Raw genomic sequence first — 12,948 nt, forward strand, 5'->3', positions numbered from 1 at the left:
AAAATCCTGTTGTCGTTATGGTTGACTGACGGGAGCGCCGCTGCGTCTGTCATGAATGTCGCTGCGCCTGTCATCGACACCTCCCGGTCGCGTCCGTTTGAACTGAGCCGGCTGCAAAAGGCGAAGAAAGGGATAAATAGCGTCACCAGCTTATCGCCTCCAAAGCCCCACTGACATAAACCAGCGGCGCGTTCCAATTGATGGCAACTTCATTGGTGCTGTAGCTGCACCAGTCGTCGAGATAGGAGGCGCCCGGCAGGTCGGAGGGGTAGCTGCAACCATCCTGTTGGCCGGCGTGCGGCCCGCCCGCCAACCAGCCCGGCACCGGCTCCACCACGTTATCGGCGGCGGAGGGCCGGTGGTGAACATGCTGTGGACTGCGCTGGCCGATACCGGTAACAAAACTCATCGCCAGTGCATTGCGGCCCAAGACGTAATCCAGGTTTGCCAAGGCCGCGTGCAGGTAGTCGATACGGCGGGTATGGCGGTAAGCTTGAATCAATACCAGACTCTGGTTCAGCGCCACGGCATTGCTGCCCCAGACAAAGTCACCGGCGCCGCCGCCCATCGCAACACCGTAGGCGGAAGTTACGGCACCGTCGCGCAGCGTATCCGCCAGATTCAGCAAGGCCGCGCGCAGGCCGTCAATATCGGCAGCGCCGCTCAGATGCTGCTGGTGATGCAGCAGCGAGACGTATGCAAGCGTATCTACCCGGGTCCAGCTCGGGACACCCAGCGCCAGACCGGACGCCGCCCGGTAACGGGTGAACTCGGTGTAATAGCTGTCGTCGTTCGAGGCGATATAGAGTTCGGCCGCAGCCCAGGCAAATTCGTCGTCAAAACCGGGAAACGCATAGGTGCCGGTGTTGATATCCGGCGGCTGCACATAGGGTTGGTCGGGGTGATCCTGGGCCCACTGCCAGGCTCGCTCTGCGGCCTCGGCGCAGGTAGCGGCGAAGCCGGGCAGTTCCGCGTCGTAATCGGCAAACACCCGACTTGCCACGGCCATCACCGCGGCAAAGTTGAGCGCCGCAGCGGTAGACTTTTGCACCACATAGCGCGCGGCGGTGGCCCGATGCGGCATCACCCGGTCGGAAAATCGCAAAGTGGTAAGCTTGTGATACACGCCGCCATCGGCCGGGTCCTGCATGCTCAGCATCCAACGAATGTTCCACAGCGCTTCGTCCAGAATATCCGGCAGACTGTTACCGCTCTCGGGAATGGCGCCTTCCCGAGCGGCGTAATATTGGGGAAAGTGTTCGTAGGCCGCCAACAGGGTAAAGGTGGCAATCCCCGAGTTGACGATATATTTGTTGTAGTCGCCGGCGTCGTACCAGCCCATCGGCGCGCTGATCAAAGTGCCCTCCGGCCTGCTGACCGACGCGGCTGAACTGTGCACGGCGACCGCGGTGTCCGGATGCCCGGCGGGCCGTGCCCAGCGATCGGCGTAAAACGCGGTCAGCTCGATACCGCTGCGATTGAAATAAAACGCCTTTAGCGCCGAGCGGTTCAGTTCATTGTGCACGTTATCGGCAATGGTGAAAGGATCGGACGGCTGCAGTCCTTCCACCTGCAGGCGATAGCGCCCGGCGTCGGTATAAGAAGAGAAATCGGCCAGGCGCACACGACCCTGTGCGTGGGGCCAGCGCCGGGCAACGGACAGGTCGCCGCGAAAAACTTCCTTGTCATCGAGCGTAACAAGGGCAAAGGTTTCGGCTGCAGCTGCGGTCTCTGGAACTGGCACTGGAACGGGTACTGCGGCAATTTTGGGGCCGCCGGTGTAAAACCCGATCTGGTTGAGGCTGATGGCCTGCTCGGGCGCGGTGGGTACACCCCCGCCTACCGGTGCCGCGGGATCGGCGCCGGACGAACTGCCGCCGCCGCAGGCGGCGAGACAGGCAACAACAAGGGGGCAGGCAATCAAGCACAGTATTCGATGATTCACGGTAATCACTCCAGCGGACTCCAATCCGGTGCAACTAACTAATGGGCGCTATTCAGTATCATTATTCACTGCCTCTGGACGACCTGCGGCGCTGCGGCTGTGGTCCGGCGTTCAGCGACGGTGAAGCCGGGTACCGGCGCGGCGTCTAGTGCCATTTTGCCATCATGCTAACGAGCCCGCCGGCGCCGGTCGTCCCAGATTGTGCAAAACACCGAAACTGGGGCGTTCCGGGCGGGCCACTTACCCGCCCGGGCCGGCGGCGGGGGTGTCAGGGGTTGAGGTGGGCCCGGCGGTACTCCGATGGGGACACGCCGGCAATGCGCTTGAAGAAACGGTGAAAGGCGGATTTACTGTTGAAGCCGGAGCGGTGCAGAATATCCAGAATGGTGGCGTCCCGGTATTGTTCCAAGGCCAGCAGACGCTGTGCCTCCTCGACCCGATACTTGTTGATAAACTCGAAAAAATTGGCATTGAAATGGGCGTTGATCACCTGCGAGGTATCACGACTGCTCAAACCGATGCGCCGGGCAAATTGTTCGATGGTGATATTGTGTTCCAGGTACAGCTTGGCGTCTCGGATACCGCCCTCGACTTTGTCGATAGCGCTTGCCGGCAGTGCCGGGCTGGCCGCTTTTTTATCCGGGTCCTGATGCCGACCGTCCTCCGGCGCGGTGACCGCAGCCAGCCGGCGGGCATAGAACAGGCTGTAGACAAACAGCAGGTTGACCATGATAAAAGCCAGATAATTGTCGACAATGCCAAAGGCATCGGATAGCCGCAGGGCTATCCGGCCGCCGATCAGGTGAGTCAACAGCGACCAGGCCCAGTGCACGAGATACCCCATCGCCAGGATATTGGCCCAGCCGGCACCCATTTCACCGAGGTCGGAGTAGTGGTTCATCAGGGTGGTGCTGACATGGCGCACAGTGTAGACACAAACCACAGCATAGATAACCGGCAGCAGCTTCAACGTCGTCCACAACCACAGCACCGCCTGGCTCTTCACGGGGTTGGTGCTCCCCGACAAGTCGCCGGCATCGATGCCGAAATACGCGATGGCCGCCACTGCCAGCAGCGCCGGCACCAGATGGGCGCAGTGGCGGTAATCGAAGGTAAAGGCCGGTAGGCAGATCGAGCGCAGGTAGAAATACAGCGCCGGCCCTTTCAGCAGATAGGACGCCGCCAGTGCCAGCGGCAGCCATGTCTGGTTGCGCAGCGGAAGGTCCTGCAGGGCTTCGCTCCAAAGCACCAGGGTGCTGGCGGTATTGATAAAAATCAACAGGAAAAACCCACTCAACAAATAGTGGGACAACCGCCTTTGGGTGAGAATCAACCTCTGCAGTAGCGCCAGCAGTATGCAGGCGTTCATCGTCATGATCAGGACGATATCGTGGATGTTAAACAGGTGGCTTTTCATGCAGACAGCTCATCGACCCCGCGCAGCCGGGCGGACCTCACTGCCTCCAGCTCCCCTGGGGCTTATGATGCTTATGATCCCGGTGCCTTACCAGTATATAGTTCCGCACCTTATGCTATTACCCGGCGGTCTGTCGATACCCCCGTTACCCCTCCTCCGCTATTTTCACCAGTGCCTTGCCCAGGTTCTCGCCGCGCATCAGGCGGCAAAACGCCACCGGCGCCGCCGCCAGTCCCGCGGCGATATCTTCGCGCATTTGCAGGCGTCCATCGCGGACATAGGGAAGGCAGGCATTGATGAACTCGGCGCGCCGGGGCTCAAAATCATATACCACCAACCCGTGTACCCGGGCCCGGGCCTTGATCCAGAGCCCGGGCTCGGGCCCCGCTGCCCGGGTATTGCTGTTGTACTCGGCCATCAGGCCGCAGAGAATAACCCGGGCACCCACCGCCAGGCGCTGTGAGGCAAGCTGCAGTATCTCGCCGCCCACCAGATCGAAAAAGATATCGATCCCTTGGGGACAGAGCTGATCCAGTCGCGCGGCAATATCCTCGGTGCGGCGGTTGATACAGGCGTCGTAACCCAGTTCATCGACCGCGTAGCGACATTTCTCGTCGGAGCCGGCAATGCCGATCACGCGGCAGCCGTGAATCTTGGCCAACTGCCCGGCGGTGGCGCCGACGCCACCGATAGCGGCAGGGATCACCACCACGTCGCCGGCCCGCGGCTCGGCCTGCCAGATCAGTCCGGCATAGGCGGTCAAACCGGGCATTCCCAGGACCGACAGTGCGTAAGAGACGGGTTGGATCGCCTCGTCTACCCGGTATAACTCCCCTGCCCCGTGTACTGAATAAGACTGCCAACCGCCAAAGCAACGCACGGTGTCACCGGCTGCAAAGCCGGGGTGCCGGGATTCCACCACCCGGCTCACCGTCTCCCCGCGCATGACCTCGCCCGGCGCCACCGCGCCGGACAGGTGGCGTCCGGCGATCTGGCTGCGCATGTAAGGATCGAGGGACAGATACAGGGTTTGGCACAGCACCTCGCCCGCCGCCGGCTGCGGCCGCGCGGCGGTCACCACGGTGAAGTCTTCCGGCACCGGCACGCCCGCCGGATTGCGGGCCAGCTGCACTTGCAGATTATCGTTCATAGGCTTGTCTCATCACTTTTCAAGGCCGGCCGGCGCGTCGAGAATCTTATTGATTTCGATCCAGTAGCCGTTCGGATCGCGGATCATCGACTGCATCACGGCGATGGTGCCGCCACTGGCCCGCGGGTACTCGATCCGCTCCGGCGGACTGATCACTTCCAATCCGGGCACCGCCACAACCTTCGGCCACACCTGTTGCAGATTGTCCGCGTTGATCACCACAATAGGATCGCCCGGCACCGGCACGTCGAAACGATCCCGATGCTCGGGCTTGACCGGTGCCATATACTGTAACAACCCCAGCACGCCGATAAAATCGTCGTTGGCCCGCAACAGTACCAGGCGACGTTTTTTATAATTTTCGGTGTCCTTTGGATCACCGGATTCGAGTACCTGGTCGTAGATGACTTTCATCCCCAGCGCATCGCGGTAAAGTGGCAGCGACGCCCCGGCGTCCTTGACGATAAATGTTGTGCGGCGCACATCCACCGGGATACGCTCGGCCTCGGGCACCGGTTTGGCCGCGGCGGCGGTTGCCAGTGTCCAGATAATGACTGCAACAACGATTGTTTTCATAGGGTTTCTCCCGTTGCCCGTGCGGACCGGCGCCCTTCAGCCCCGCTCCAGTTCGACCAGTTCATAGTGAGTCTGCATATAACCGCCGGCGCCGGCGCGCAATAAAAGATAATCGTCATCGGCGCTGCACCAGATATCGTACGGGGGGTGTTCCTCCGGCAGGCTGCCGGCAGTATCGGTCACCTGGAAGTGCCGGGCGGCAAAGGTTCCGGCGCCGACGGTGATCTCCTCTTCGCCGATATAGACGATGCCGAAACCGGCCGGAAACAACTGCGGCCCGGTGGCGCCGCGGTGATCCGGCGAGGTCAGCAACAGGTCGGACTGCATTTGCTTGCCGGGGCCCCGGGCCAGATCGTAGAGTCGCATCAGCAGCGCGTCGCCGGCGATGGGGTGCGCCTGCAGCCAGCGCACCGGGCGCTGCAGATCGAGGCGTTGGTGCAGGCGCCCGTCGCGCCGGTTGTGGGTTTCACACTCGGCATAAGTCTCGGTAAACCGCATCCAACCACTGCCTTCGAAACGGTCGCCGACACTCAGCCGCACGCTGCAATCGATAGGGCGGGCGTCGCTGTGGTGCAGCGACAGGCACACGTCGCGCACGACATTGGGCGCGTCGTCAATTTCGCAATGGGCCAGCAGCACATCGGTGCCGTCGGCCTGTTGGGTGAGGGTAAAATACTCGCGGCCGCGCTCGGCATCCACCTGCTCCGGCTTCTTACTGGTGTAGAGGATCTTTCCTCGCAGGGTGCGGTGGTTCATGGTGGTTCCTGTTGTTTCGGTGTGTCGACGCTTTCAGGGTACCGGTTTTTGCAGCGTATCAGTAAAAGCGCGAAATGCGGTGTCCATCTCTCCCATCGCACGACTGACTTCCGGGTCCTCATTAACCTGGGTCCACCAGCTTTGCACCCGTTCGAAACCGCCGGCAATATCTGCCGCGCCGAATTGCTGCGCCAAAGCCAGGACGTACCAGAACGTCGGTGCCAGTACCAGATCACCCAAGTGCAGCGACCGCTGCGATAATGGCACGTCAGCCGCCAGCCAACGGTCCAGCTTGTCCAACTCGTTGCGCACAATATCCATCTGCCGGCCGGTGTCGACGCCGGTGTCCGAGAGCAGCAAAGCGCGAAACAGCGGCGCCAGGGCCGGACCGAGGTGCGTATCGGTAAAACAGCTCAACACCCGCATGCGGGCCGTCGCCAGCGGTTCTTGCGGGCGCAGTGGCGGTGCCGGAAAACTGTCTTCCAGGTACTCCATGATCGCCACCGATTCCGGCAGGTGGTCACCGTTGTCCAGCGCCAGCAAGGGTATCTTGGCCAGCGGAAAGGCCTGCAGAAACGCCGGTGTTTTGCGCGGCACCGGCGACTCTGTCATGGTGATCGGCAGACCTTTTTTGCGAATCTGTATACGCACCCGCGCGGCATAGGGCGAGTGATCAATATTGACCAGTTGCATGGTTGTCGCTGCTCCTGTTTTGCACCGCGGTCAGTCGTGCCGGTGACCGTGTTCATGGCTATGACTGTGATCATGATCGCCATCATGACGGTGGTGGTGGCCGTGCCAGTGATGATGCTCTTTGCCGTCAGAGACCGCCGCCGCGGCGTGGTCGTAATCGGGACCGCGCCTGGCCATGGTCTGCTCGAAGTCCTGCGGGCTGTGCGGATGGTTATGATCCTTACTCATCATCCACCGGTACAACAGCGGGTCGCGCTGGTAAATGCGCGCCGCGGAGCGCGCCCGGTTCTCCACCGGCGTGGTCCAGGGGTTGTAGTGGAAGTGATTGAACAGCTTTGAATCCGTGCGCCCCAGGGCGATACAGCCGAACTCGCTGGCGAAAGCGCCGTGGTTGATATAAGCCGGGCGCCAGAAGTAACCGCCGGAAGGCAGGTCGCCAAACTGCATCATCCAGGAGGTGCCCCACAGGTGGTAAGACTCCTCGGCACAGTCGTGATAGGAAATATTGTCCTGGTAGAAATTGGGCGTCATGCAATACAAAAACGTCATCGCATGGGAGATGGGATTGTAGTTCAACAGTTTGATCATACAGCCGCTGGCCACGGAGGGTTTGGTCACATTGCCCACGGCCCAGGGAATATCCATATAGGAATCGATATCGTGGTAAAGGTCCACCTGGCTCAGCGGGTGGTGCTCGGTGGCTTCGACGTGGCTGGGTTCGCCGGTGTTGTACATCATTAACACCTGGGCGCCGCCGGTGCTGCTGAGCGCCGGCAACGCGTAACCGGCGGGCACAAAGAAATAGTGCCCTTTGCGCACCTTGCGCGCACCGACCTGCAGTTCGCCCTCGATGACGATCATCTCCAGTTCGGACCAGGAAAATCCCGGCGCCTGGCTGTAGCCGCCGTCAAATTGCACAGTCATGCTGCAGGCGCCGGTGTCGTTGTCCAGGCTGAGCATCTTGTAACCCATGCCGCGGCCAAAACCCGGCAGCAGCATGTTTTTAAAGTTAACATCGCGATCACAAAACGGTTCGATATGGGGACGGGCCATGATCTCTCTCCAAATAGGTCAATACGTCGGTTGCCGCTGTCGTGGGTTCAGTCGGTGTCGGTGCCGTGTTTCCACACCACGCGATCCCGGCGACCTTCAGGTTGTACCGGCAGATCTTCCGGTTTGATGCGGACCTTGTCGTCGCCGTCGGCGTTAAAACCGATGGTGCTGATGCGATCGAAAAACTCCCGGTACCAGATTTCACGCTGTGGCGCCAGGTCGCGCATCTGCTTTTCGATAGTCTGGAACCGCTGCTCCTGCGCGGCGACTTCCTCGTCGATCCAGGCCTGCGCCTCGGGCGTGCGCCGGTGCTCGATAAAGAGATTTTTAAATGTCATGGTCGGCTCCTGTCGTTAAAACAAACTGAAAACAAGTGGGAAACAACTGTTTTGACAAGGCGGCGTTTTACCGCCACCAGCCCGCAGTCACTTGCGGCGACCCTAAACGGTCACCTGATTGTCGTAATACCGGCGGCAGCCAGCGCCTCGATCTGCTCGGGGCTGTAGCCCGCCGCGCGCAAAACATCCCGGCTGTTTTCGCCCAGCGCCGGGGCCAGACTGCGAATCTCGGCCGGCGTCTTCTCGAAATTGATCGGCGGTTTACTCATGCGCAGAGTGCCCTCGGTGGGGTGTTCGAACAATTGCCAGAACCCCGAGGCTTTCAGGTGCGGATCGTCGATCAAGCCATCGAGGGTGTTGACCACCATCATCGGGACATTGGTCTCCCCCAGCAGGTCGATCCACGCCTGTGTGGTTTTGGTGGCGATCACCTCAGCGGTGGCGGCGTAGCTGGCGTCGATATTGTTCAGCCGCTCGCGCATATTGATAAACCGCGGGTCTGCCAGCAGGTCGGGACGTCCGGCGCACTCGCAGAAGGTTTTCCAGTGGTTGTCCCAATAGGGCAAGACCGCCAGGTAACCGTCTTGGGTCTTGTAAGGGCGGCGCTGTTGACTCATCAGGCGAGTGTAACCCGCCTGCCCGATCGGCGGTTCGAACGTCAGTCCCCAGAGATGTTCGGTCATCACGTAAGACACCATGCTTTCGAACATGGGCACCTCGAGCGCCTGCCCCTCGCCGCTGCGCTCGCGGTGAAACAGTGCCGCCAGGACCGCCTGCACCACGGTCAGGGCGGTAGTTTTATCGGCGACAATAGTCGGCAGGTAACGGGGCTCACCCTCGACCATGCTTTGCAGCATGGCGATGCCGCTGGCGGCCTGGATTGAATCGTCGAGGGCGCCTTTGTCACCGTAGGGTCCGTCTTTGCTGTAACCGTAAGTGGCACAGTAAATAATCGTCGGGTTGCGCGCCTGTACCGCCTCGTAGTCGAGTCCCAACCGCTGCATGGCCCGGGGGCGAAAATTGTGAATCAACACATCGACCCCGGCCGCCAGCCGCAAGGCCGCTTCCCTGCCCTCGGCCGCCTTTAAATCCAGCACGACACTCTGTTTATTGCGATTGCAGGTCAGGTAGAGAGAGCACATCTGTTTATCGTGACGGTGCGGCCCGAGGTTGCGATTGGTATCGCCGCCGGGCGGTTCGATCTTGATCACCTCGGCGCCCAGGTCGCCGAGCATCTGGCAGGCCCAGGGGCCCAGCACCACGCTGGTCAGCTCGAGGATGCGCACACCGGCTAGCGGTCCGGCCATAACGTCGACTCCTGCAAACCTTTCCGGTGCGGGGCGGACCCCGCCGCCGGGTCAGGCAATTTTGTAGAGCTTTTGCACATTGTCGCGCAGAAATTTTCTGCGCACCCGGGGCTTGAGACCGAGCGCATCGATCTCACCGACCGTGCGTTCGAAGCGCAGCACCGGAAAGTCGGTGCCAAAAATAACTTTGTCCTGCCCGTAGGAATTGATGTATTGCACCAGGCTCTGCGGCCAGTATTTGGGGCTGTGGGCATCGGTGCAGATATAGACGTTCTCGTGTTTCCAGGCCATGGCGATCATCTCGTCGTGCCAGGGAATACCCACGTGGGAGCCGATCAGTTTCAACTCCGGCAGATCGCAGGCAATATCGTCCAGGTAGATGGGGCGCCCGACGCTGCGGCAGCGCTGTTCCTTCGAATAAATCAGGGACTGGCCCACCTGCATTTGAACGGGAATATCCAGCTCGATGCACTTGGCATAGAACGGGTAGTATTTCGCGTGGTTGGGTGGCAGCTCAAACCAGTGCGGGTAGAGATGGGCACCGACGAAACCCATGTTTTCGACCGCGTCCACCAGTGCCCTGACACCGTCCATACCCTGGAATGGATCGATTCCCGCCAGCCCGTAAAAGCGGCCGGGGTACTCGACACAGGCGCGGGCCACAATCTCGTAGGGCATATGGTAAGACCCCGGCAGGCCCGGCCGACCGGTTTTGGCCGCCACCAGAAGACCTTTTTCAATACCTGCCGCATCCATCTGCGCCAGCATCGCGGTCAAAGGGATACCGCTGCTGTCGTGTTGGCCCTTGACCTTGCCGACGAAGAAATCGTCGGTCCAGTCCGGGCGTTGAGCCAGTGCCTCGGCGGTCCAGATATTGACTACGGCATCGATCGCGCCGTAGTCAGGACGGTCATTGCGATCGTTATCGACACTGGCGTTCAAGTCACTCATCGCTCTGCCTCATTGCACTCTCAGCCGCTTTGCATCCGTGGTCACCAGTCTTCCCGTCAATGTCCCACCAGGTGGATGGATACACCGCATACCAGCACCGTGCCGCCGGCCAGGGCGTGTCCGAACCGCGCCAGGCCCGGCACCTTGACGCGCTGGAGTCCCCACACCGTCAGGATGACTGCACCCAACATGGTCACCACCGTGACCAGGCCGAAGGTTGCGGTGACCAGCACCACACCCAGCATGCTTTCGCGGGCGGCCGGGTACATCAACAGCGGAATCAGCGGCTCGCACGGGCCCAATACAAAAATAAGGAAGATCGCCCAGGGGGTCAGGCTTTTGCTGTCGTCCGCTGTGTGAACATGGGCGTGCTCGCCGTGATGGTTGTGGGCATGACTGTGTACCAGGTCGCCGTGGGCGTGCAGATGGGAATGCGGGCGGCCCTTGTGGGCGCGCCGCAGCCCCCAGGCCAGATAGACCAGGCCGAAAGCGATCAGGCCCCAGGCTGCCAGTTCTCCGCGTACCGTCTCGATCCACTCCAGGGTGGCGATGGCGGTTCCCAGGGCCACGCCGACAAACCCCAGCACGATAGAGCCGACGATATGGCCCAGACCACACACCAGGGTAATGCCCGTCACTTTCCGCAGACTCCAGCCGCGTGCCCTGGCCATTACCGCAAACGGCAGGTAGTGGTCCGGCCCCAGCAGCGTGTGGACAAAGGCGATGGTCGCGGCGGTGACAATCAGGATTTGAATTTCAGGGGTCATAACGCAGCTCTATGGATGTGCCTCGCCTCTGCGATTTTCCTCCTGTTCAGATATTCCTTATCTCGGGCGGCTATCTTCGCAGTAGGGCCGTTTACCGGCATTGTATACACTCTATTGTCCTATATCTATAACATTAATATTTTTATGGTTTTCATCATTCGAATGGCGAATGGTTGCCTTCACCCTACTTGGAGCCCACTGCCCGTCGCATTGATAATTATCAAACCCCCGCAGTAGCGTGGCTGGGCCCTTACGCAACTGGCGACCGGGTAGCGGCCGATCTTCTCTATAATGGCTTCAGTCGCACTTTACCCATGCAAGTCTACGCTATATAGTTATAGCTATATAACTTTTATGCCAGCAGGCATGATTCCGGAGAGCTAATGGAAACCACCACCAAGACCGCCAAGGCGATTTACCTGGATATCAAGGCAAACCCCACCCGCGCCCGTTTCGGTTTTGGCAGCAAGGCGGCGTTGGTGAATGTCGATCCGCAAAAAGCCTATACCCGCACCGATCTGTTCAAAACGGCTTACGAAACCGACCCGCAGCAAATGCACTATATCAACACGCTGGCAACCCGCTTTCGCGCCTTGGGTTGGCCGGTGGTCTGGACCCATGTGGCCTATATGGCCTCCGGTGAGGACGCCGGCGTCTGGGGTACCCGCACCGATACGCCCGACTCGCTGCAAAATATCAAGTTCGATTCCGTGCGCAGTGAGTTTGACGATCGCCTGGACATAGACCGGGTGCGCGATGCCGTGTACGTGAAGAAAATGCCGTCGGCGTTTTTTGAAACGCCGCTGCAGTCGTTACTGGTCTGGCACCAGGTGGATACCGTGATCATTACCGGCGGCTCCACCTCCGGCTGTATCCGCGCCACCGCCGTGGACAGTCTCAGCCGCGGCTACCGCACCATAGTGCCGGAGCAGTGCGTGGCCGATAAACACGAAAGTTACCACTACGCCAACCTTACCGACCTGGCGCTGAAATATGCCGATGTGCTGGATGTGCAGGAGGTTCTCGAGTGGCTCAACCGGCAGCCGGCAGGGTCTGGCCAGGGGCAGTGACTATGGGCGAAGAACCGGGATTTTACGATTACTGGGCCTACGAAAACCGGCCCCGCTTGCAATGGCCCGGCGGTGCCAGGCTGGCGTTCTGGGTCGCACCCAATATTGAGTTTTACGAACTGAACCCGCCGCCCAATCCGCAGCGGGCGCCCTGGCCGCAACCGGCGCCGGCCGTGCCGGGTTATGCGATTCGCGACTACGGCAACCGCGTCGGCCACCGGCGGCAGATGCGGCTGCTGGACAAGTACGGTATTCGCGGTTCCATTTCCCTGTCCACCGCGCTGTGCGATCACCACCCGGAAATTATCGAACAGTGCCTGGAGCGGGACTGGGAATTTTTCAGCCACGGTATCTATAACACCCGCTACACCTACGGCCTCAGCGAAGCCCAGGAGCGGCAGATGATCGAGGATTCGGTGGCCACCATCGAACACCATACGGGACGCAAGCCGGCCGGCTACCTGGCGCCGGCGCTGTCGCATTCGGAGCACACCCTGGACTTGTTTGCCGAGGTCGGCGGTATCTATACCTGCGATCTGTTTCACGACGACCAGCCGACACCGGTGAAAGTGCGCAGCGGCAAACGTTTTATCTCGGTGCCCTACTCGCTGGAGATGAACGACACCATCGCCTACGTCGTCAACAAAGTGGAACCGCGCCGCTACGGGCAGATGTTAAAGGACAACTTTGACCGTCTGTACGCCGAGGGGGCGACGTCCGGCACGGTGATGTGCATTCCCACCCACAACTACCAGGTGAGCTGCCCGCACCGTTTGCGGGCCTTTGAAGAAGCGCTCGAGTATATCACCGGGCACAGCGATGTCTGGGTCACCACCGGGCGCGAGATTGCCGATTACTTTCTCGAGCATTGCTACGATCAGGCGCTGGGCGATATTGCCGCCCGCACACCGGAGGTTCGCTGACT

General features: G+C 60.5%; 13 protein-coding genes. 2 read left to right on the top strand and 11 right to left on the bottom strand.

What is annotated here, in order from left to right; genetic code table 11:
* Window positions 1-142: 142 nt before the first annotated feature.
* From FKG94_RS09000 to FKG94_RS09050, 11 genes are all read right to left on the bottom strand, one after another.
* On the bottom strand, window positions 143-1,945 hold the full coding sequence (locus tag FKG94_RS09000; RefSeq protein WP_142903890.1) for a glycoside hydrolase family 9 protein: 1,803 nt from the start codon (window positions 1,943-1,945) through the stop codon (window positions 143-145).
* 268 nt (window positions 1,946-2,213) lie between these two features.
* A complete protein-coding gene (locus FKG94_RS09005; RefSeq protein ID WP_142903891.1) occupies window positions 2,214-3,362 on the bottom strand; it encodes an AraC family transcriptional regulator in 1,149 nt (382 codons plus the stop codon).
* 145 nt (window positions 3,363-3,507) lie between these two features.
* Window positions 3,508-4,512: an NADP-dependent oxidoreductase gene (locus FKG94_RS09010; protein WP_142903892.1), complete on the bottom strand. Its 1,005-nt coding sequence runs from the start codon at window positions 4,510-4,512 to the stop codon at window positions 3,508-3,510.
* Between the two features lie 12 nt (window positions 4,513-4,524).
* Window positions 4,525-5,088 carry a VOC family protein gene (locus FKG94_RS09015; RefSeq protein ID WP_142903893.1) on the bottom strand — a complete coding sequence of 188 codons (564 nt, stop codon included), beginning with the start codon at window positions 5,086-5,088 and terminating at the stop codon, window positions 4,525-4,527.
* A 36-nt stretch (window positions 5,089-5,124) separates the two neighbouring features.
* Window positions 5,125-5,844, bottom strand: coding sequence for a DUF3108 domain-containing protein (locus FKG94_RS09020; protein ID WP_142903894.1), 720 nt, complete (start codon window positions 5,842-5,844; stop codon window positions 5,125-5,127).
* A 33-nt stretch (window positions 5,845-5,877) separates the two neighbouring features.
* Entirely contained in the window at window positions 5,878-6,537 is a 660-nt protein-coding gene (locus tag FKG94_RS09025) for a glutathione S-transferase family protein (protein WP_142903895.1), read from the bottom strand.
* A 30-nt stretch (window positions 6,538-6,567) separates the two neighbouring features.
* On the bottom strand, window positions 6,568-7,590 hold the full coding sequence (locus tag FKG94_RS09030) for a DUF4437 domain-containing protein (protein ID WP_142904107.1): 1,023 nt from the start codon (window positions 7,588-7,590) through the stop codon (window positions 6,568-6,570).
* A 47-nt stretch (window positions 7,591-7,637) separates the two neighbouring features.
* Entirely contained in the window at window positions 7,638-7,928 is a 291-nt protein-coding gene (locus FKG94_RS09035; RefSeq protein ID WP_142903896.1) for a hypothetical protein, read from the bottom strand.
* Between the two features lie 110 nt (window positions 7,929-8,038).
* Window positions 8,039-9,235 (bottom strand): CaiB/BaiF CoA transferase family protein, encoded by a 1,197-nt coding sequence (locus FKG94_RS09040; RefSeq protein ID WP_142903897.1) that lies wholly within the window; start codon window positions 9,233-9,235, stop codon window positions 8,039-8,041.
* A 51-nt stretch (window positions 9,236-9,286) separates the two neighbouring features.
* Complete coding sequence (locus FKG94_RS09045; protein ID WP_142903898.1) at window positions 9,287-10,186, bottom strand: amidohydrolase family protein; 900 nt, start codon at window positions 10,184-10,186, stop codon at window positions 9,287-9,289.
* A 56-nt stretch (window positions 10,187-10,242) separates the two neighbouring features.
* Window positions 10,243-10,953 (bottom strand): urease accessory protein UreH domain-containing protein, encoded by a 711-nt coding sequence (locus tag FKG94_RS09050; RefSeq protein ID WP_142903899.1) that lies wholly within the window; start codon window positions 10,951-10,953, stop codon window positions 10,243-10,245.
* Between the two features lie 383 nt (window positions 10,954-11,336).
* Between FKG94_RS09050 and FKG94_RS09055 the strand changes: the two genes are divergently transcribed.
* Entirely contained in the window at window positions 11,337-12,023 is a 687-nt protein-coding gene (locus FKG94_RS09055) for an isochorismatase family protein (protein WP_142903900.1), read from the top strand.
* Between the two features lie 2 nt (window positions 12,024-12,025).
* Window positions 12,026-12,946, top strand: coding sequence for a polysaccharide deacetylase family protein (locus tag FKG94_RS09060; protein ID WP_142903901.1), 921 nt, complete (start codon window positions 12,026-12,028; stop codon window positions 12,944-12,946).
* Window positions 12,947-12,948 lie beyond the last annotated feature (2 nt).

Source organism: Exilibacterium tricleocarpae, from assembly GCF_007004655.1.
Lineage (GTDB): Bacteria > Pseudomonadota > Gammaproteobacteria > Pseudomonadales > Cellvibrionaceae > Exilibacterium > Exilibacterium tricleocarpae.